The 19,468-nt window shown below is 73.1% G+C and carries 15 protein-coding genes and 1 tRNA gene; 9 read left to right on the top strand and 7 right to left on the bottom strand.

Translation table 11 applies throughout. The annotated features are described in order from the left end of the window. The first annotated feature begins 58 nt into the window (after positions 1–58). Entirely contained in the window at positions 59–1,240 is a 1,182-nt protein-coding gene (locus tag AB0G16_RS02885) for a pentapeptide repeat-containing protein (RefSeq protein WP_362797688.1), read from the top strand. Positions 1,241–1,275: 35 nt separating this feature from the next. Beyond that, on the top strand, positions 1,276–2,163 hold the full coding sequence (locus AB0G16_RS02880) for a DMT family transporter (RefSeq protein WP_362797686.1): 888 nt from the start codon (positions 1,276–1,278) through the stop codon (positions 2,161–2,163). A 152-nt stretch (positions 2,164–2,315) separates the two neighbouring features. Here the strand turns inward: AB0G16_RS02880 and AB0G16_RS02875 are convergent, their stop codons facing one another. After that, entirely contained in the window at positions 2,316–3,644 is a 1,329-nt protein-coding gene (locus AB0G16_RS02875) for an FAD-dependent monooxygenase (RefSeq protein WP_362797684.1), read from the bottom strand. Positions 3,645–3,718: 74 nt separating this feature from the next. Here AB0G16_RS02875 and AB0G16_RS02870 point away from each other — a divergent pair, with 74 nt between their 5' ends. Further along, positions 3,719–4,300, top strand: coding sequence for a TetR/AcrR family transcriptional regulator (locus AB0G16_RS02870; protein ID WP_362797682.1), 582 nt, complete (start codon positions 3,719–3,721; stop codon positions 4,298–4,300). Positions 4,301–4,396: 96 nt separating this feature from the next. On the opposite strand, the gene AB0G16_RS02865 is transcribed toward AB0G16_RS02870, so the two are convergent. Next, on the bottom strand, positions 4,397–4,978 hold the full coding sequence (locus AB0G16_RS02865) for a GNAT family protein (RefSeq protein ID WP_362797680.1): 582 nt from the start codon (positions 4,976–4,978) through the stop codon (positions 4,397–4,399). A gap of 160 nt (positions 4,979–5,138) precedes the next feature. On the opposite strand from AB0G16_RS02865, the gene AB0G16_RS02860 reads away from it, so the two are divergent. The 3 genes from AB0G16_RS02860 (at position 5,139) to AB0G16_RS02850 (ending at position 8,855) form a co-directional block, all read left to right on the top strand. Next, positions 5,139–6,344 carry an acyl-CoA dehydrogenase family protein gene (locus tag AB0G16_RS02860; protein WP_362797678.1) on the top strand — a complete coding sequence of 402 codons (1,206 nt, stop codon included), beginning with the start codon at positions 5,139–5,141 and terminating at the stop codon, positions 6,342–6,344. Between the two features lie 63 nt (positions 6,345–6,407). After that, positions 6,408–7,577, top strand: coding sequence for an acyl-CoA dehydrogenase family protein (locus tag AB0G16_RS02855; protein WP_362797728.1), 1,170 nt, complete (start codon positions 6,408–6,410; stop codon positions 7,575–7,577). Between the two features lie 165 nt (positions 7,578–7,742). After that, entirely contained in the window at positions 7,743–8,855 is a 1,113-nt protein-coding gene (locus tag AB0G16_RS02850) for an acyl-CoA dehydrogenase family protein (protein ID WP_362797676.1), read from the top strand. A 173-nt stretch (positions 8,856–9,028) separates the two neighbouring features. On the opposite strand, the gene AB0G16_RS02845 is transcribed toward AB0G16_RS02850, so the two are convergent. Beyond that, entirely contained in the window at positions 9,029–9,613 is a 585-nt protein-coding gene (locus AB0G16_RS02845) for a TetR/AcrR family transcriptional regulator (protein ID WP_362797674.1), read from the bottom strand. A gap of 196 nt (positions 9,614–9,809) precedes the next feature. Here AB0G16_RS02845 and AB0G16_RS02840 point away from each other — a divergent pair, with 196 nt between their 5' ends. Next, the gene (locus AB0G16_RS02840; protein ID WP_362797672.1) at positions 9,810–10,568 is read left to right on the top strand and encodes a nuclease-related domain-containing protein; all 759 of its coding nucleotides are present in this window, start codon (positions 9,810–9,812) and stop codon (positions 10,566–10,568) included. 141 nt (positions 10,569–10,709) lie between these two features. Here the strand turns inward: AB0G16_RS02840 and AB0G16_RS02835 are convergent, their stop codons facing one another. Further along, positions 10,710–12,074, bottom strand: a complete 1,365-nt coding sequence (locus AB0G16_RS02835; protein WP_362797670.1) for a VWA domain-containing protein — start codon at positions 12,072–12,074, stop codon at positions 10,710–10,712. A gap of 52 nt (positions 12,075–12,126) precedes the next feature. Next, positions 12,127–12,978, bottom strand: coding sequence for a MoxR family ATPase (locus AB0G16_RS02830; protein ID WP_362797668.1), 852 nt, complete (start codon positions 12,976–12,978; stop codon positions 12,127–12,129). Between the two features lie 101 nt (positions 12,979–13,079). Here AB0G16_RS02830 and AB0G16_RS02825 point away from each other — a divergent pair. Beyond that, positions 13,080–13,153: transfer RNA gene (locus tag AB0G16_RS02825), tRNA-Lys, on the top strand. Positions 13,154–13,372: 219 nt separating this feature from the next. Here the strand turns inward: AB0G16_RS02825 and AB0G16_RS02820 are convergent. Continuing rightward, the gene (locus tag AB0G16_RS02820; protein ID WP_362797666.1) at positions 13,373–14,974 is read right to left on the bottom strand and encodes a S1 family peptidase; all 1,602 of its coding nucleotides are present in this window, start codon (positions 14,972–14,974) and stop codon (positions 13,373–13,375) included. 334 nt (positions 14,975–15,308) lie between these two features. On the opposite strand from AB0G16_RS02820, the gene AB0G16_RS02815 reads away from it, so the two are divergent. Next, a complete protein-coding gene (locus AB0G16_RS02815; protein ID WP_362797664.1) occupies positions 15,309–17,621 on the top strand; it encodes a catalase in 2,313 nt (770 codons plus the stop codon). Positions 17,622–17,713: 92 nt separating this feature from the next. Here AB0G16_RS02815 and AB0G16_RS02810 read toward each other — a convergent pair whose 3' ends face one another. Then, complete coding sequence (locus AB0G16_RS02810; protein ID WP_362797662.1) at positions 17,714–19,252, bottom strand: S1 family peptidase; 1,539 nt, start codon at positions 19,250–19,252, stop codon at positions 17,714–17,716. Positions 19,253–19,468: the final 216 nt, after the last annotated feature.

Here is a 19,468-nt window from a genome sequence, read left to right as displayed (position 1 = left end):
ACACCGGACCGGTCCGCCCCCGTGGACGTTTCCGGCCGGATGCGGTGAAGTTTCCCTCATGGGGCGATGGGCACGAAGGCCGGGACGCAGGGCGGCCGGTGCGGGGGTGTTCTTCGCGGCCGGGGCGGCGGCGACGGCCGCGACGGTGGCGGTCCTGGCCGGGGCGTCGCACGTGGCGGCGTACGTGCCGCTGCCCGGCGTGCTCTTCCTGGTGGCCGCGGTGCTCGCGGCGGTGGGGGCGGGCCTGGTGAGGCACCCCGGCGAGGAGGGGCGCGCGCTGCTGCGCGTCCTGTCCCGATGGTGGGTCCTCGCCGGAGCCGTGCTCATCGCCGTGTCCGTCTGGGGGACCACGGCCGTCCTGCTCTCCCTCGCCGACACGGCACCGGACGCGGCCAAACGTGTCGAACTGCGCCTGGACGCCGTGAAGACCGGCCTGACGGTCGGCGCGGGAGCGGCCGGGCTGGTGGCGCTCCTGCTCGGCGTACGCCGCCAGTGGCTCGGGGAGCGGACACAGGCTCACCAGGAGTACGACGCCGCCGAGAAGCGTGTGACCGAGCTCTACATCGGGGCGACCGGTCAGCTCGGCCATGACAGGGCCGCGGTGCGGCTGGCCGGACTGTACGCGCTGGAGCGGGTGGCCCAGGACAACCCCGAGCACCGCCAGACGGTCGTCGACGTGATCTGCGGCTACCTGCGGATGCCTCCCCGGCCCGGACCGGCGGAGCCGCCAGAAGACGCGCCGGAGACCGATCCGATCACCGACCCGCAGGAGCTCCAGGTCCGCGTCACGGCACAGTGGATCCTCGGCGAGCACCTGCGCTGGAGCGGATCGGAACCGGTGCCGCCCGCCCCGTTCTGGTCCGGCATCGACCTCGACCTCACCGGTGCGTGGCTGGTGAAACTCGACCTCGGCGACTGCCGGATGCGCCGGGCGGGGTTCGGCGGAGCCGTCTTCGAAGGGGCCGCCCGCTTCGAGGGGGCGGTCTTCGCGGAACGGGCGGTGTTCGGGGGAGCCGCCTTCACCGGTGAGGCCGTCTTCCGCCACGCCACGTTCGAGGGGGCGGCGTTCTTCGACACGGCCACGTTCCGCACCGCTCCCGCCTTCTGGGAGGCGAGGGCGCGGATCGTGCCCGGCACGCGGCGCTCCTGGCCCGAGGGGTGGGGCGAGGCGGCCGATGACGGTTCGGGCGTCGCGGAATTGATCCGAGGCGGGTCCCTACCCGTTCCTCGGGCGCCCTAAGCTTGCGGGATGACCCGAGAATCGCTTCTTTCCGTATGCCCTGTCCGCTCTGCGGGGTGGCGATGACCTGGGTCGGGATATCGATCGCACTGGTCGGCGCGCTGGGCTACGCCCTCGGAGCCGCGCTCCAGCAGTTCGAGGCCGTCTCCGAGGGGGCCTCGCTCAAACTGATGAAGAGGCCCCGCTGGTGGCTGGGCGGCGTCATCGGTTTCACCGGGGCCTCCCTGCACGCGGTCGCCCTCAGCTTCGCGCCGTTGATCGCGGTGCAGCCGATCAGTGTGGCGACGCTGGTGTTCGCGGTGCCGCTGGCGGCACTGCTGCACGGCAGGCGCCCGTACCGGGCGGAGATCCTCGGCTCGCTGGCGGTGGCCGTGGGGCTGCTCGTCCTGATGCTGCTGATCCCCTCCCACCCGGTGCGGCCGGACATGACGAACCAGGAGGCGCTGGGCTTCCTCGGCTGCGTCGGGCTGGTCGTGCTGCTCACCCACCTGATGGGGCGCAGAATGAGCGGCTCGTCCCGGGCGCTCATGCTGTCGGTCGCGGCCGGGGCGGTGACGGCCAGCGTCTCCACCTTCGTCCGGGTGGTGGGCGGCAACTTCGACGGCGACCTGAGCGCGCTGCTCAACTGGTTCACGGTCGCCATCCCGGTGCTGCTCGTCATCGCGGTCGTGCTGCTGCAGAAGACCTACGAGGTGGGCTACTTCGGGATCTCGTACGCGGCCGTCCAGGTGGTCGACCCGATCACCTCGATCCTGGCGGGCACGCTCCTGCTCGACGAGGCGGTCCCCAGCGGCTGGGTGAACGTGATCCCCGCCCTGGGGGCCGCCGCGCTGCTGATCTGGGGAACGGTCACCCTGGGAAGGCTCTCGCCGGACCACGGCGTCCCCGCCGAGGTCCGCGAGAGGACGTCCGTCTCGCCGTAGCCGTCCCTCTCCCGAAGGCGCCCGCCCGCAGTGGCCGTCTTTCTCCCGGAGGCCGTCCCGTCGCGGTCGTCCCTCTCCTCGCGGTCGTCCCTCTCCCGAGAGTGCTCCTCCGAAGGCGGTCCTCCCGCCGGAGGAGCGGGCACCCGGCCCGGTCAGTCCGAGGGCGGCGTCCAGGCGAGCACCTCGTCCAGCGCGCCGTTCACCCTCGACGGGGCGAGCCGCCAGGCGAGCGCCATCGCGGTGTCGCGCAGCCGTACGGCCAGGGGGTTGCGCAGGCGGGTGGCGCGGCAGATCGCCGCCGACCTGGCCACGATCCCGGAGGTACGGCCCAGCCTGGCGGCGGTGTAGGCGGCCAGGGCGTCGGTCACCCCGTCCGCCCCGCCGGCCGGCGAGGCGCTCGATCCCCGTCCCGCCGGGCTGTGCAGCCCTCCGCCCGGAACCGCCCCGGGCGAGCCGTTCGGCGAGGCGTGGCCGGGCCGGGGCCGCCGGTCTCCCATCACATGGGCCAGGACCACCGCGTCCTCGATCGCCTGGCAGGCGCCCTGGCCCATGTTGGGGGTCATGGCGTGCGCGGCGTCGCCCAGCAGGGCGACCCTGCCCCGGTGCATGGCGGGCAGCGGGGTGGCCAGGTGGTGGACGTCGTTCCTGAGCACCGCCCGCGGCGAGGCGGCCGCGAGAAGTTCCGGGATCGGGGAGTGCCAGTCCCCGAACAGCCGCCGCAGCTCGGCCAGCCGGCGCTCGCCGTCCCGGCCGTTCCCCGTGCCGCCCCCGTCGCTCCGGCCGCCGTTCCCCTCGCCGTTCCCGCCGGCGCGGTCGCCGCCGGCGGGGACGGTGTCGGTGGCGTAGCAGTAGACCGTCCCGGAGGTCAGCGGCATGACCCCGAAGACCGTCCCGCGCCCCCAGCTCTCGTGCGCCCGGCCCGGGACGCCGTCGGCCGGGACGAGCAGCCGCCAGCTCGTGACGCCCGCGTAGCGCGGGCCGGGGTGATCGGGGAACAGCGTGGACCTGACGGGGGAGTGGATGCCGTCGGCCGCCACCACCAGGTCGGCCCTCACCTCGCCGTCGGGGAGGACCACCACGCCCTCCTCGGGCTCGACGCCGAGGACCGGGGTGTTCAGCCGGAGCGCGCCCGCCTCCAGACGTGAGGAGAGCGCGTGCACCAGGTCCGAGCGGCGCAGCAGCACCAGGGAGTCGCCGCCGTTGCGCGCGGCGGTCGCCTCCACGCTCGTCCTCATCAGCCACCTGCCGTCGGAACGCCGGATGCCCCCCGAGCCCTGGATCGCCGACAGCGCGCGGATGTCGTCGCCGACGCCGACGGTGTCCAGCGCCCTCAGCGCGTTCGCGGCGATGCCCAGGCCGGAGCCGACCGGCTCCAGGGACGCGGCCCGCTCGAACACGGTCACCTCCCACCCCCGTGCGCGCAGCGCGACCGCCGCCGTCAGCCCGCCGACGCCCGCCCCGATGACCACCGCGTGTGCCATGACCTTCCCCCTTACTACGGATGTAGTGAAAGTTACTACATTCGTAGTAGGACTACAAGTGTAGTATCGGGAAGGTGACATCACAGCGCGCCGACCTGGTCGCCGACACCGCCATCACCCTGCTGGCGGAGCGGGGCATGCGCGGCCTGACCCACCGGGCCGTGGACGAGGCGGCGGGCCTGCCGCCGGGGTCGACCTCGAACCTGGCGCGCACCCGGTCCGCGCTGCTCGAACTGGCCCTCGCGCGGCTGGCCCGGCTGGAGGCCTCCGCGTTCGCGCCGCTCCTGTCCGGCGCGGAGACGGACATGGTGGACGTCCTGGTGGAGATGACGGCGCAGGCGCTCCGGACGCAGCTCACCGTCGGCCGCGAGACGCTGATCGCCCGCTACGAGCTCGCGCTGGAGGCCACCCGGCGTCCCGAACTGCGCACGATCTACGACCGGGCCGGCGCGCGGTTCCGCGACCCCGCGGTCGCGATCCTGTCCGCGGCGGGGTCGTCCGACCCGGTGCGGCACGCCCGCCTGCTGGTCGCCTTCAGCGAGGGGGTGATGTTCGACGCCGTCGTCGGCGCCGGCACCGAACCGACCCTGGACGACCTGCGCCTGGGGATCGGTGAACTGCTGCGCGGCGTTCTCGGCCGCGAGTCGCCGCCCTGACGGCCTCGGTGGCCGCAGGCCGCCCTGACGTTCCCGCCGGCCGGAGACCGTCGTCCGGGCGCGGTCCCGGCCGCCGGAACCCGTCGTCCGGCGGTCTCAGCGGCCGGTGAGACGGGCGCGGTGGGCGGGCCACTCGTCGTCGAGGATGCCGAAGTAGACGGTGTCGCGCCAGGAGCCGTCGGCGCGGCGGCGATGACGGCGCAGCGTGCCCTCGTGGACGCCGCCGATGCGCCTGATCGCGTTCTGCGAGCGGACGTTCAGGTTGTCGGTCTTGAGCTGCACCCGGTTCACGCCCAGCACGTCGAAGGCGTGGTCGATCAGCAGGATCTTGCACTCGGTGTTCACCGCGGTCCGCCAGACGGACCGGCCGTACCAGGTCCAGCCGATCTCGATGCTCTCGGCGTACCCGGGGGTGTCGATGTAGGTGGTCGAGCCGACCGCGCGGCCGGTCCCGCGCAGGACCACGGCGAACGGGACGTGGTCCGGCACCTCGATCAGCCCCGTCAGGAACCCGGCCAGCTCCGCCTCGGTGCGAGGGGGGTCGTAGGTCACCCAGCGCCAGACCTCCTCGTCGCCGCCCCCGGCCAGGAAGAGGTCGGGGAAGTGGTCCGCCGTCAGCGGCTCCAGCCGTACGGTGTCGCCCTCGAGGACGACGGGATCGGGCATCTTCGCGGTCATGGGGTCGACTCTAGGATCCCGGGTGGACCGGCCCGTAGGTCCACTCCGGACGCGTTCGGGGAGACCACCCGGCGGCGGGGCCGGCCGGGTTCGGCCGGTCGGCCTGTCGACACTCATACCGTCCGGTCGGTACGCTCACGGGAGACCGTGAGGAGACCCCATGGATTTCGCGTTCGACGCCCAGACCGAGAAGCTGAGGGAACGGCTGCTCGCCTTCATGGACGAGTGCGTCTACCCGGCGGAGGAGGCCTTCGAGGTCCAGGCCGCCGAGAGCGGGTGGGCGAGCCCGCCGATGCTGGAGGACCTCAAGGAGGAGGCGCGCAGACGAGACCTGTGGAACCTGTTCCTGCCCGGTGAGCACGGCGCGGGTCTGACGAACCTCCAGTACGCGCCGCTGGCCGAGATCATGGGCCGCTCGCCGAGGATCGCCCCGGCCGCGACCAACTGCGCCGCCCCCGACACCGGCAACATGGAGGTTCTCTCCATGTTCGGGAACGAGGAGCAGCGCGAGCGGTGGCTGGAGCCGCTGCTGCGCGGTGAGATCCGGTCGGCGTTCGCCATGACCGAGCCGGACACCGCCTCCTCCGACGCCACGAACATCGCCCTGTCGATCGTCAGGGACGGCTCCGAGTACGTCGTCAACGGCCGCAAGTGGTTCGCCTCCGGCGCGATGAACCCCAACTGCGCGATCTTCATCGTGATGGGCAAGACCGACCCCGAGGCGTCCTCGCACCGGCAGCAGTCGATGATCCTCATGCCGCGTGACACGCCCGGCATGCACGTCAGGCGGGGCATGCACGTCTTCGGCTACTCCGACTCCGACCACGGCGGGCACGCCGAGATCGTCTTCGAGGACGCCCGGGTGCCGGTCGGCAACCTGATCGGCGAGGAGGGCGGCGGCTTCGCGATCGCCCAGGCCCGGCTCGGGCCCGGCCGCATCCACCACTGCATGCGGCTGATCGGGATGGCCGAGCGGGCGGTCGAGCTGATGTGTACCCGGACGCTGGCGCGGACCGCGTTCGGCAGGCCGATCGCCCAGCAGGGCGTCGTCCAGGACTGGATCGCCGAGTCGCGGGTGAGGATCGAGCAGCTCCGGCTGCTCGTGCTGAAGACCGCCTGGCTGATGGACACCGTCGGCAACCGCGGCGCCCACACCGAGATCCAGGCCATCAAGATCGCCACTCCGCGCGACGTGGAGTGGATCCTGGACAAGGCCATCCAGGCGCACGGCGCCGGGGGCGTCAGCCAGGACTTCCCGCTGGCCGCCCTGTGGGCGGGCGCGCGCTCGCTGCGGCTCGCCGACGGGCCCGACGAGGTCCACAAGCGCTCCCTGGCCTATCGGGAGCTGAAGAAGTACATGCCTTGAGGGGTGCCCCGGGCCGTGGGGGCGCGTAATCGACGGAGATCGACGAAGGGAGCGTCCGTGGCACTGGACGAGAAGGCGGTCAGGGAGCGCGTCGCCGCGTTCCTGGCCGAGCACGACCCGGCCGGGGACCGGCTGGAGTTCCTGCGGGCCCGGTTCGACGCCGGGCTCGCCTGGGTGCACTTCCCCGAGGGGCTCGGCGGGCTGGGAGCGGCCCGCGAGCTGCAGGGCGTCGTCGAGCAGGAGCTCGCCGGGACGCCGCAGATCAACCCGGGGCTGCAGACGATCGGGCTGGGCATGGCGGCGCCGACGATCCTGGCGTTCGGCACCGACGAGCAGCGCCGGCGGTTCCTGCGCCCGCTGTGGACCGGCGAGGAGATCTGGTGCCAGCTCTTCAGCGAGCCCGGCGCCGGGTCCGACCTGGCCACGCTGGGCACCCGCGCGGTCAGGGACGGCGACGAGTGGGTGGTGGACGGGCAGAAGGTCTGGACCTCGGGCGCGCACCACTCCCGGTGGGCGATCCTGGTCGCCAGGACCGACGTGGACGTGCCCAAGCACCGCGGCATGACCTACTTCGTGTGCGACATGCAGGCCCCCGGGGTCGAGGTCAGGCCGCTGCGGCAGATCACCGGCGAGGCCGAGTTCAACGAGGTCTTCCTCACCGGCGTACGGCTCGGTGACGACCTGCGGCTGGGTGAGGTCGGCGACGGCTGGCGGGTCGCGCAGACCACGCTGATGAACGAGCGGGTCGCGATCGGCGGCGCGCCGGTCAAGCGGGGCGGCGGCGTGGTCGGCCTGGTCTCCGAGACCTGGCGCTCCCGGCCCGAGCTGCGCACCCACGAGCTGCACCAGCGCCTGCTGCGCCTCTGGGTGGAGGCGGAGGTGACCCGCCTGGCCGGGTCGCGCCTGCGCGAGCAGCTCTCCGCCGGGCAGCCGGGCCCCGAGGGGTCGGGCATGAAGCTCGCCTTCGCCTCCCTCAACCAGGCCCTGTCCGGGCTGGACGTGGAGATGCGCGGCGAGGAGGGGCTGGCCTACGACGACTGGACCTTCCGCCGCTCCGACACCGTCGACTTCTTCGGCAGGGGACCGGGATACCGCTACCTGCGGGCCAAGGGCAACTCCATCGAGGGCGGCACCTCGGAGATCCTGCGCAACATCGTCGCCGAGCGCGTGCTCGGGCTGCCCTCGGAGCCCCGCGTCGACAAGGACGTCCCCTGGAAGGACCTCCCGCGGTGACGGGAGGCGGATCCGGGACGGCGGGCCGGCCGGGCGCGACGGGCGGGACCGGCGGAACCGGCGGCACGGGTGCGACGGGCGGAACGGGCGCGGTGAGCGGAACGGGCGGAACGGGCCGTCGGGCGGAAGCGGCCGGCGTAGTGAACGAGGAGCGGTGAGCGACCTATGACGCTGTTGTATACCGAGGTCGAGGAGGAGCTCCGCGCCTCCGTGCGCGACCTCCTCGCGGACCGCTGCGGACCCGACGCCGTGCTGAGGCGCGTCGAGTCCGAGGCGCCGTACGACATGGACCTGTGGAAGAGGCTGTCCCGGGAGATCGGGGTCGCGGGCCTGCTCGTGCCGGAGGAGCACGGCGGCGCCGGCGCGTCGGCGCGGGAGGTCGCGGTGGTGCTGGAGGAACTGGGGCGGGCGGTGGCGCCGCTGCCGTTCCTCACCAGCTCCGTGCTGGCCACGAAGGCCCTGCTGGCGGCGGGCGGGGGGGACCTGATCGGGGAACTCGCCTCGGGGGAGACGACGGCGGCGCTCGCGGTGTCGCTGGCGGCCTCGCCGTACCGGCCGCTGCCCGAGACCCTCACCGTCACGGACGGAAGGACCCTGAACGGCCAGGTCAGGGCGGTGGCGGGCGCGGACGTCGCGGACGTGCTGCTCGTGCCCGTCGGGACGACGCTCTACCGGGTCGCCGCCGCGGACGTCCGGGTCGAGACGGTGCCGTCGCTCGACCTGACGAGGCCGGTCTCCACCCTCACGTTCTCCGACGTCCCCGCTGAGGCGGCCGGCGCGTTCGACGCGCGCGAGGTGCTGGGCTTCGGCGCGGGACTGCTCGCCTCGGAGCAGCTCGGCGTCGCCGAGTGGTGCCTGGACACCACGCTCGCCTACATCAAGGAGCGCCACCAGTTCGCCCGGCCCGTGGGGTCCTTCCAGGCGATCAAGCACCGGATGGCCGACCTCTGGCTGGACGTGGTGCGTGCCCGCGCCGCCGCGCGCAACGCCGCCGACCTGCTGTCGGCGGACCCGGGCACGCCCGCCGAGGGGCCCGCCGGGGAGAAGGGGGCCCGCGACCGCGCCCTGGCGGCGGCGGTGGCCGCGTCGTGGTGCTCGGAGGTGGCGGTGCACGTCGCCGAGGAGAGCGTCCAGTTGCACGGCGGGATCGGGATGACCTGGGAGCACCCGGTGCACCTCTATCTCAAGCGCGCCAAGGCCGCCGAGATCGCGCTCGGCACCCCCGGGGCCCACCGGGAGGCGCTGGCGACCCTGGCGGACCTGCCCGCGCCCGCCTGACTCGTTTCCTCCGTGGCCGTTTCCCGCGTGGCCGTTTCCCGCGTGGCCGTTCCCCGCGGGGCCGTTCCTTCCGGGACCGCCCCGCCCGGGGGCGGCCCCGGGCGGGCGGCCGTCGCGAACGGCTGTGACGGACGGCTCCGGGGGCGGCCACCGCGGACGATCGCCGGGGACGGCTACTGCGGGCGGAGCGAGGCCAGGAGCAGGTCGGCGAAGTGGGTGCCCAGCTCGGAGCCCGAGAGCGGGCCGTCGGTGCTGTACCAGGTGCCCAGGTGGTGCACCGAGCCGAAGAAGAAGTCCACGACGATGTCGGCGGGGATGTCGTCCCTGAAGGTCCCCTCGCGCTGGCCCTCGACGACCAGGTCGCGGAAACGCTCGTGGTAGTTGCGCCGCTCGGCGCGGACCACCTTGCGCGTGTCCGGCGCGAGCAGGTGCATCGAGCGGAAGAAGATCTTGGAGTCGTCCAGGTTCTCCACGGTGGTCGTCACGACGTCCGCGGCGGCGGCGTGCAGGCGCTCCGGCACCGGCCCGAAGCCGTCGGCGATGCGGGTCAGCCGCTCCATCTGCATGCGGAGCACGCGCCCGTAGATCTCGTGGAGCAGGTCGTCCTTGGAGTCGAAGTAGTGGTACATCGCGCCCTTGGTGACGCCGGCCGCCGAGACGACCTCCTGCACGGAGGTGCTCTCGAAGCCCCGCTCGGCGAAGAGGCGGGTGGCCTCGCCGAGCAACCGCTGCCGTACCGGCTCCTGGTCCTGAGTCATACGTCCCCCATGGTGTGGTGAGGGAAAGCATACCGACTGGTCGGTTCCGTCGTGGGCGACTGGCGAATTCGTGTTACTTGCGTCACCTTCGCGACGCGGGGATAGCTGGAGCTCCCAATTGGGTATTTCATAGCGCAGGGATCTTCATCGTGGCAGATCCGTCTCCTTCCCGGCCGTTCAATCATGGGGGTTCGCTATGCCCGGCGGATCTATCTACGTCACCCCGGTCGACCAGGTCCACGGCCTGTCACCCCAGGTCATGTACGAACAGTTCTGGGTCAAGGAGGCCGGCGAGCGCAGGAAGATGCGCGCGGTCAAGGCCGTGGGCGGGCTGGCCGTGGGCGTCGCGCTGGCCTACAGGTTCGGGCTGTCCATGCCGGTCGTCGGCCTGCTCTGCGGCCTGCTCGTCGCCGCCGGGGACGCGCTGTGGACCTGGCGGCAGTACGACGCCACCGCGGTCTGGCGCGGCAGGCGCCGGGGGGCGACGGTCACCGGGAAGCTGCTCCGCCGCAGGCTGCGCAGGGCCGGGTACCAGATCCTGGACGGCAGGTCCGTCCCGGGCAAGGCCTCGATCGACCACCTCGTCATCGGTCCCGGCGGCGTCTGGGTGGTCGACAACGAGTCGTGGGACCCCGACACCGAGATCGCCCGCTACGGCGACCGGCTGTTCTTCGGTGAGAAGTACGGCACGAAGACGGCCAAGGCGCTCGTCGAGGTGTCCGAGGCGCTGGCCGAGGTGCTCTCCCGCGAGTCCGGCGTGCCGGTGACGATCGAGCCGCTGATCGCCGTGCACGGCGGGCAGATCAGGCGGTCGGTCACCGCCGAGGGCATCACCCTGCTCAAGCCCCGCCTGGTCGCGCGCTGGATCCGCGGCGGCGCGCGGGCCGATCTCGACGAGACCCAGGTGGAACTGCTGGCCAGGACCGCCGCCCGGGTGCTGCGCCGGATGAGCTGACGCCCCCACGCGCCCGGGGAGGAGACCCCGCCCCGCCCGTCCCCGCCCCGCCCGTCCCCGCCCCGCCCGTCCCGGCCCCGACCCGACGGTCCCAGCCCCGACCCGCCCGTCCCGGCCCGGACGGGCGCCGGACGGGTCCTGTCAGGCCAGTTCCTCGATGAAGGCCGCGAGCTGCGCCACGTTGCGGCACTCGTACATCGGCACGACCCCGCCGTACGCCGTCGCCAGCGAGTCGCCGGTGTCCCACTGGGCGGTCGGCTCCGGGTTGAGCCAGTAGGCGTGCCGGGCGTCCCGGGCGAGGCGCTTCAGCGTGTCCAGGGCCGGCGGCTGGTAGTTGGACCGGGCGTCGCCCAGGATCAGCAGGGACGTCTTCGGCCCGACGCTGTCGCCGTAGCGTTCGGCGAACCCCTCCAGCGCGTGGCCGTAGTCGGTGCGGCCGAACCGCACCATGTCGGCCTCCTTCGTCAGCCGGGTCATCGCCTCCACCACGTCGGCGCCCGGCACGAAGAACCGGGTGATCTCGTCGACGGTGTCCACGAACCCGAACGCCCGCACCTTGGCGAACTGCTCGCGCAGCGCGTACGTCAGCAGGAGGGTGAAGTGGGCGAAGGAGGCGACCGAGTCGCTGGCGTCGCACAGCACGACCAGCTCGGGCTTGTGCGGGCGGCGCGGCCTGTTGAAGGTGGTCAGCGGCACCCCGCCGCTGGAGAGCGAGGCGCGCACGGTCCGGCGGAAGTCCAGGCGGCCCCGGTGGCCGAGCCGGTGCTTGACGGTCAGCCGGGCGGCCAGGCGCCGCGCCAGCGGGTGCACCTCGCGGCGGAGCCTGGCCAGGTCGGCCTTGGTGACCCGCAGGAAGTCGAGCTGCTCCAGCGGCGGGCGCACGGTCGAGCGGGCGATCCGCTCGATCCCTGAGTCCTCGGCGATCCGGCGGCGCACGTCGGTGGAGACCGCCTCGGTGAAGCGCCCGATGTTCTCGCCGATCCGCTGCCGGGCGACCTTCTCAGCCAGCCCGCCGCGCTCCTGTCCGCCCAGGACCTCGGCGAGCAGCCGGGCCATGAGCGTCTCGGGGGACAGCGCGCGCATCACCGGGTAGGAGAACCAGTTCTGCCTGCCGGGTCCGGCGGGCTGGCGGCCGAAGCGGCCGACCATCGCCCGCGCGAACGCGTTCATCCCCTCGTTCGCCTCCCCGGCCTCCAGCAGCAGTTCCGCCAGCCGGTCGCGCAGCTCGGGGACGGCGGCGGTCTCCAGGTCGGGCCCGCCCTCGCGCGCGGCCTGCAGGCCGGTCGTGGAGGCGGGGAACCACAGGTCGAACAGCGTGTCGAAGCCCGGCCGGTGCGAGGGCCGCTTGACCAGCGTCGCGGCGTACGCGGCGCGCAGCGACTCCCGTTCGGCCAGGTCGATCACCTCCAGCGCCCTGGCGGCGTCCAGGCCCTCGGCCGGTGAGACCGGCAGCCCGGCCTCGCGCAGCGCGTGCACGAACCCCACGTGCCGGTCGAGCAGGCTCATCGCCGCCCTCCCGGCTCCGGTCCCGTGCCCGGTCCGGTCCCCGGCCCGGGGGTCACAGCGCGAGCTCCTTGCGCGCCCGGGTCTGGTCGGAGGCGTGCTTGAGCACGACGCCGAGGGTGGCCCCGATGGCCTCCTCGTCCAGCTCGGTCCTGCCGAGGGCGAGCAGGGTGTTGGCCCAGTCGATGGTCTCGGCGATCGAGGGCGCCTTCTTCAGCTCCAGGGTCCGCAGGGTGGCGACCGTGCGGGCGAGCTGCTCGGCCAGGCTCGCCTCGATCGAGGGCACCCGGGCCAGCACGATGTCCCGCTCGCGCTCCGGCGTCGGGTACTCCAGGTGCAGGTAGAGGCAGCGCCGCTTGAGCGCCTCGGAGAGCTCCCGGGTCGCGTTGGAGCTCAGCACCACGTACGGCCTGCGCACGGCGGCGATCGTGCCGAGTTCGGGGATGGTGACCTGGTAGTCCGACAGCACCTCCAGCAGCAGCCCCTCGACCTCCACGTCGGCCTTGTCGATCTCGTCGATCAGCAGGACCACCGGCGTCTCGGACCGGATCGCGGCGAGCAGGGGCCGCTCCAGCAGGAACTCCTCGGTGAAGATGTCGTCGTGGGTGGCGTCCCAGTCCTCGCCCTGCCCGGCCTGGATGCGCAGGAGCTGCTTCTTGTAGTTCCACTCGTACAGGGCCCTGGCCTCGTCCAGGCCCTCGTAGCACTGCAACCTGACCAGGCGCGCGCCGGTGGTCTCCGCCACGGCCTTGGCGAGCTGGGTCTTGCCCACCCCGGCGGGCCCCTCCGCGAGGAGGGGTTTGCCGAGCGCGCCCGCCAGGAAGACCGAGGTCGAGATCGAGTCGTCGGAGAGGTAGTCGACGGCGCTGAGCCGCTCGCTGGCGTCGGCGGGCGAGGCGAACCACATATGAGCTCCCAGGACAGGACCGAATGTTGTTCTAGCCTAGCGGGTGATCGTCCCGAGTTGAGAAGCCCTGCCCGATGTGCGCTATCCTTCAAGGGCTTCACGCGCCGCTAGCTCAGTTGGTTAGAGCAGCTGACTCTTAATCAGCGGGTCCGGGGTTCGAGTCCCTGGCGGCGCACCTCGACGACAAGGGCACCCCCGCCTCAGGCGGGGGTGCCCTTGTCGTTCTCCCGCTCGTGCCGCTTCCCCGGGCGGGGACACCGGTGCCGCTCCCCGGGCCGGACGCCCGTACCGTTTCCCTCCGCCGGGACGCCGGTGCCGGTTTCCCCGGGCAGGGCCGGGACGCGCGCCGTCGCGCGCCGTCGCGGGGGTCCACGGGGGTCCACGGGGGTGCGGGTCAGGGGGCGGTGAAGCCCAGCGTGTAGTCGCCGGAACCGGCCGTGGCGGTCACCCGGTAGCGGTAGCGGCCCGGCGTGCCGACGTAGCCGATCTTCTCGTCCGGGCCGGCGCCGTCGGAGGTGGCCACGGTCTTCCAGGCCGCGCCGACCAGCTTCTGCAGGTACAGGTCGAGGTCGGCGCCGAGCGGACCGTCCAGGCAGCCGAGGTGGTTCCCCTTGACCTTCGTCGTGTAGTGGAGCTTCCTCGGCTGGTAGGCGGACTCCCCGGCTTTCAGGACTCCGTCGTAGGTGGAGGCGTAGCCGGTGCAGGTGCCGGTGCTCGGCGGCGGGGGGTTGCCCGCGGTCGTCCTCAACTCCAGGCCGTAGGCCCTGAGGGCCTCCAGGATGGGCTGGAAGTAGGTGACGCCGCCGAGGTTGCAGTCGCCCGAGCCGCCCGAGGCGATGCCCTGGGCCTGGTCGACGGAGATGAACGAGCCGCCCGAGTCACCGGCCTCGGCGCAGACGCTGGTGCGCGTCAGCCCGAAGACGGTGCCCTGGGGGTAGGTGACGCTGGCGTCGCGCTGCTGGATGACGCCGCAGTGCCAGTCGGTGGTGGAGCCGGCCCGGCAGACCGAGGCGCCCTCGATGGCGACCTTGGCCCCGCTGACGGGGACGACGCCGCCCTGGCCGTTGTCCACCCCGGGCGTGGCCTTCCAGGCGGGGTTGACCGCGACCCAGGCGAAGTCGTCGACGGGAAAGTTCGACGCCTGGAAGACGCCCTGGGCGATCCGGTTGAAGCCGGTGGTGGCCGTCCCCTTCTTGCCGCAGTGGCCCGCGGTGAGGAACCCGGTCTGCGCGTTCTTGAGGACCGGGAAGGCGATCGAGCAGCGGCGGGTGACGCCGATGTAGAAGGCGTTGCCGCCGACCAGGTCGAACAGCAGCAGCGGAGCCTCGGAGGAGGGGAGCACGACCACCGCCTCACTGGCGATGCCGGCGGCCTCGATGATCGTGCTGGCCTCGTCGGGGCGCGGGGCCAGCACGATCACCCTGTTGCTCTTGACGTCGACGTAGCGCACGCTGGAGACCAGCGGCTTCGGCGGAAGGGCGGTGTCGAGCTTCTCCTTGAGGTCGACGAGGAGCGTCAGCGGCCGCGTGACCACCTCGGCCTGCGCGCCCGCGGCGAGGATCACCGGGATGTCGGCGGCGCTGGTGGTCGCCACCACCAGCGTGTGCGCGCTGCTCCCGCGCAGCCACGCGCCGCCGAAACGGGGACCGAGCACCTTGAGCAGCCGTTCCGCGATCGGGGTGAGGCGCGCCTCGTTGAGCAGCCGTTCCTGGGCCTGCTCCTCGGTCAGGCCCAGGTCGCGCTGAAGGGCCCCCAGCATGCCCGGCGGGGGCGCGATCCGTGAGGTCCTGGCGGTCGCCGTCCCGGCCCCTTCCGACGCCCCGGGAGTGCCCGGCGTCCGCGCCGTCGGGACGCCCTGTGCCGGCGGCAGGCCCGGGACGGTGGTGGTCCCGGCGGCGGGTCCGGCCGGGGGGACGGCGCTCGCCGGCACGGCGGGCGAGACGAGCGCGGTGATCGCCAGGACGCATCCCGCGACGGCGACATGACTGCGAGACATGGGTCTTCTCTCCTCGACCTCTGCTTCCGGAGTGTTCGAGGGGACACGCCTCATGTCACCGGCGGACCATGCGACGTGGACACCGCCACCTTAGATCACCGGGCGCGGGAGAGCGGGTGAAAGCGTCGCGCCACGCGGGCGCCGGTTTCCCGCCGGCGGCCGGCACCCGGCCGCCCCGCCGGGGAGTCGAGGGCCGGATCACGGGTAGGGCGTAGCGCTGCGCCGGTCGGCGGCCTTTCGTCCCGCCCCGCCGGCGTGCGGATCTGTTCGTACCCGAACGCGATTCTCGATCGCGGCGGCGGCCCTCGCTCCGCGGTCGGAGGGGAATAAGACGATGGAAGAGTCCCACCCGGTGAAGGAAACGGTCGGCAAGGTCATCGGCAAGGTGGTCGACGCCGTGTCCGGCGACGAGCACGCCGGAGAGATCCCCGGCCGTCCCGGCAGCGCGCCGGCGCCGTTGGAGGAGCCGACCCAGCCCCGCCCGCCCCTGCCGCCCAAGCCCGACCAGAGCGGGCCGGGCGTGTTCAGCGCCACGGGGCGGCCCGTCGACGAGCCGCCGACGGCGCGCTCCCAGAACGGGGAGTACCTGACGACGGCCCAGGGCCTGCGGCTGTCCGACAGCGACCACTCGCTCAAGGCCGGCCCCCGGGGGCCGGTGCTGCTGCAGGACCACCACCTGCGCGAGAAGATCATGCACTTCGACCACGAGCGCATCCCCGAGCGCGTCGTGCACGCCCGCGGGGCCGCCGCCCACGGCGTCTTCCGCGGGTACGGCACCGCCTCGACCGTGACCCGGGCGGCGTTCCTCGCCGAGGGCGTCGAGACCCCGGTCTTCGTGCGCTTCTCCACCGTGCTGGGCTCGCGCGGGTCGGCCGACACGGTACGTGACACGCGCGGGTTCGCCACGAAGTTCTACACCTCCGAGGGTGTCTTCGACCTGGTGGCCAACAACATCCCGGTGTTCTTCATCCAGGACGCCATCAAGTTCCCCGACATCATCCACGCGGGCAAGCCGCACCCGGACCGGGAGATCCCCCAGGCGCAGAGCGCGCACGACACGTTCTGGGACTTCGTCTCCCTGCACACCGAGGCGACCCACCACACGCTGTGGAACATGTCCGACCGCGGCATCCCCCGCTCGTACCGGACGATGGAGGGTTTCGGCGTCCACACCTTCCGGCTGGTCGACGCGGCCGGGGCGACGACGCTGGTGAAGTTCCACTGGAAGCCCAAGGCCGGGGTGCACTCGCTGGTCTGGGAGGAGGCGCAGCTCATCAACGGCGTGGACCCGGACTTCCACCGGCGCGACCTCGCCGACGCGATCGAGGCCGGCGCGCACCCGCAGTGGGAGCTGGGCATCCAGGTCTTCCCCGACACCCCCGAGCAGACCTTCGAGGGCATCGACCTGCTGGACCCGACGAAGATCGTTCCCGAGGAGCTGGCCCCGGTCCAGCCGATCGGCCTGCTCACCCTCAACGCCAACCCGACGAACTTCTTCGCCGAGACCGAGCAGGTCGCCTTCCACCCGGGCCACCTGGTGCCGGGCATCGACGTCACCGACGACCCGCTGCTCGCCGGGCGGCTCTTCTCCTACCTGGACACCCAGCTCACCCGGCTGGGCGGCCCCAACTTCGGGCAGATCCCGATCAACCGGACGCACGCCCCGGTCAACGACATGCTGCGCGACGGTTACCACCAGACGGCCGTGCACGCCGGGGTCGCGCCCTACAAGCCCAACTCCCTGGACGGCGGCTGTCCCTTCTTCGCCGGGAGCCAGGAGGGCGGGTACGTGGAGACGCCCGTCCAGGTGCCCGCGGCGCGGAAGGTGCGCGAGGCCCCGGCGTCGTTCGACGACCACTTCGGCCAGCCCCGCCTGTTCTGGCTGAGCCTGACCCCGATCGAGCGCGAGCACGTCATCTCCGCGTACACCTTCGAGCTCGGCAAGGTCTACGAGCAGGCGATCAAGGAGCGCACCCTGAGGGTGCTCGCCCACATCGACCCCTACCTGTGCGAGCAGGTGGCCCAGGGCCTGGGCCTGCCGGCTCCGGCGGCGGACGGCCCGCTGCCGTCCCCCGTGCCCAGCCCCGCCCTGTCCCAGGTCGGGAAGGTCTGGCCGGTCACCGGACGCATCGTCGGCATCGTCGCCGGCCCGGACAGCGACCTGGACGCGGTCCGCACCGTCCGGCAGGCCGTCCTGGACGGCGGCATGGTGCCGCTGGTCATCGCCCCGGTTGGCGGTGTGCTCGCCACCGACGGCGGCACCCCCGTCACCGTGCAGCGCACGTTCGCCACGGCCCGCTCCGTCGAGTTCGACGCGCTGCTGCTGGCCGGGAGCCCCCTGCCCGGCGGCGACGCCTACGGCGCCCGGGACGCCAAGGCCGGGAACGGCACGCCCCCCGGCACGCCCGCGGCGGCGCCCGTCGACCCGCGCGTGCTGCTGATGCTCGGTGAGATGTTCCGCCACGCCAAGCCGATCGGCGGCTGGGGCGACGCCGCAGCGGCGCTCGCCGCGGCCGGCGTCGACACCGAGGCGCCCGGCGTGCTCGTCTCCGGCGACGGCGAGGCCGCCCTGGCGGAGGTCGTCCGGCTGCTCGGGGAGCACCGGGTCTGGGACCGCTTCCCCGCCGCCACGCCCGGCATCGTCTGAGCCGGTGTGACGGCGAGGGCCCCGGTTCCCCGTTCGTGACGAGGGCCCCGGCCTGACAGGCCGGGGCCCTCGTCACGAGGTGGCGGGACGGGTCAGGGGGCCGTGAAGCCCGCGGTGTACGCGCCCGAGCCGGTCGCGCTGAGCACCCGGTAGCGATAGAAACCGGGGCCCCCGGTGTAGGTGATCTTCTCGTCCGGGCCGGGGCTGTCGGAGGCGGCGACGACCTGCCAGGCGGAGCCGTTCCACTTCTGCAGGTACAGGTCGAAGTCCGCGCCGGTGGGACCGTCCAGGCAGCCCAGGTGCCTGCCGTTGACCCTCGCCGGGTAGTAGGCGTTCCTCGGGAGGTAGGCCGACTGGCGGGCGGCCAGGGTGCCGGTGGGCGTGCTGGCGTAGCCGGTGCAGGCGGCCGTGGCCGGAGGAGTGGTGGGAGGCGCGATCGGAGAGGTGCCGCCGTCGCCGGCGGTGGTCTTCAGGGTCAGGCCGTAGGTGGTCAGGATCTCGCCGAGCGGCTGGAAGTAGGTGGTGCCGCCCGAGGCGCAGTCGCCCGAGCCGCCTGAGGTGACGCCCTGGGCCTGGTCGATGGCGATGAACGAGCCGCCCGAGTCCCCGGGCTCGGCGCAGACGCTGGTACGCGTCAGCTCCAGGACCGCGCCCTGGGGGTAGGTGACGCTGGCGTCGCGCTGCTGGATGAGGCCGCAGTGCCATTCGGTGGTGGAGCCCGACCGGCAGACCGAGGCGCCCTCGATGGCGACCCTGGCCCCGGCGACGGGGACGATGCCGCCCTTGCCGTTGTCCACGCCGGCGGTGGCCTTCCAGTTGTCGTTGACCGCCACCCAGGCGTAGTCGCTGCCGGGGAAGGACGACCCCTGGAAGACCCCCTGGGGCAGGCGGTTGGAGCCGGTGGTGGCCGCGCCCTGCCCACCGCAGTGGCCGGCGGTGACGAAGCCGGTCTGCGTCCCCTTGGTGACGGGGAAGCCGACCGAGCAGCGGCTGGCGGTGCCGACGTAGTAGGCGGTGCCGCCGATCAGGTCGTACAGCGGCTGGGGCGCCTCGTTGGAGGGCAGCACGAGCACCGCGGCCTGCTCCACGTCGGAGGCCTGCACGAAGTTCTGGGCCGCCTGGAACTCGGGGGAGAGCACGACCACCTTGTTGCGCTTGACATCGACGTAGCGCACGGTGGAGACCAGCGGCTTCGGCGGGAGCGTGGCGTCGAGCTTCCTCTTGATGTCGGCGAGTTGCGTCAGCGACCGGGGCACGACCTCGGCCTGCGCGCCGGCGGCGACGATCTGCGGGATGTCGGTGGCCTTGGTGCTGGCCACGACCAGGGTCTCCGCGGTCTTGGTCCGCAGCCAGGCGCCGCCGAAACGAGGCCCGAGCCTCCTGCTCATCTGCTCCGCGATCGGGATCAGCCGCGCCTCGTTGACCAGCCGGGCCTGGGCCTCGGCCCGGGTCAGGGCCAGGTCGCGCTGAAGGGCCTCCACCACGCCCGGCGGCGGTTTCACCTCTTCCGCCGTCCTGGACAGGGGCGGGCCGGCCGCCGCCCGGCCGGCGGCGCCGGCCGGGACGGCGGCCAGGGTGAGCGCGGACATCGCCAGGACGCATCCGGCGGTGACGACGTGTCTGCGGGACATGTGGGTCTCTCCTCGACCTCGGCTTCAGGGCAGAGGGGGGAGATCGCCGCATGTCACCGATCGGCCGGATGACGCGGGCGACGCCACCCTAATGCACTCACCTCCGGTCAAGGCCGCGAAAGCCGCGCGCCACGCGGGACGACTCACCGGCGTGCCGACCGGAACGGGCCCGATCTGGACGAACCGGGCAGCGCCGGAAGGCGTCCCGTCCCGTCC

It is taken from the genome of Streptosporangium sp. NPDC023615 (genome assembly GCF_040640155.1).
Classification (GTDB): Bacteria; Actinomycetota; Actinomycetes; order Streptosporangiales; family Streptosporangiaceae; genus Streptosporangium.
This window is presented reverse-complemented; position numbering and strand designations above follow the sequence as displayed.

What these genes read in the sequence shown, in the direction of transcription:
- AB0G16_RS02885 (WP_362797688.1), top strand. Translation starts at nt 59, where the DNA reads ATGGGGCGATGGGCACGAAGGCCGGGACGCAGGGCGGCCGGTGCGGGG.
- AB0G16_RS02880 (WP_362797686.1), top strand. Translation starts at nt 1,276, where the DNA reads ATGCCCTGTCCGCTCTGCGGGGTGGCGATGACCTGGGTCGGGATATCG.
- AB0G16_RS02875 (WP_362797684.1), bottom strand. Translation starts at nt 3,644, where the DNA reads ATGGCACACGCGGTGGTCATCGGGGCGGGCGTCGGCGGGCTGACGGCG.
- AB0G16_RS02865 (WP_362797680.1), bottom strand. Translation starts at nt 4,978, where the DNA reads ATGACCGCGAAGATGCCCGATCCCGTCGTCCTCGAGGGCGACACCGTA.
- AB0G16_RS02860 (WP_362797678.1), top strand. Translation starts at nt 5,139, where the DNA reads ATGGATTTCGCGTTCGACGCCCAGACCGAGAAGCTGAGGGAACGGCTG.
- AB0G16_RS02850 (WP_362797676.1), top strand. Translation starts at nt 7,743, where the DNA reads ATGACGCTGTTGTATACCGAGGTCGAGGAGGAGCTCCGCGCCTCCGTG.
- AB0G16_RS02845 (WP_362797674.1), bottom strand. Translation starts at nt 9,613, where the DNA reads ATGACTCAGGACCAGGAGCCGGTACGGCAGCGGTTGCTCGGCGAGGCC.
- AB0G16_RS02840 (WP_362797672.1), top strand. Translation starts at nt 9,810, where the DNA reads ATGCCCGGCGGATCTATCTACGTCACCCCGGTCGACCAGGTCCACGGC.
- AB0G16_RS02835 (WP_362797670.1), bottom strand. Translation starts at nt 12,074, where the DNA reads ATGAGCCTGCTCGACCGGCACGTGGGGTTCGTGCACGCGCTGCGCGAG.
- AB0G16_RS02830 (WP_362797668.1), bottom strand. Translation starts at nt 12,978, where the DNA reads ATGTGGTTCGCCTCGCCCGCCGACGCCAGCGAGCGGCTCAGCGCCGTC.
- AB0G16_RS02820 (WP_362797666.1), bottom strand. Translation starts at nt 14,974, where the DNA reads ATGTCTCGCAGTCATGTCGCCGTCGCGGGATGCGTCCTGGCGATCACC.
- AB0G16_RS02815 (WP_362797664.1), top strand. Translation starts at nt 15,309, where the DNA reads ATGGAAGAGTCCCACCCGGTGAAGGAAACGGTCGGCAAGGTCATCGGC.
- AB0G16_RS02810 (WP_362797662.1), bottom strand. Translation starts at nt 19,252, where the DNA reads ATGTCCCGCAGACACGTCGTCACCGCCGGATGCGTCCTGGCGATGTCC.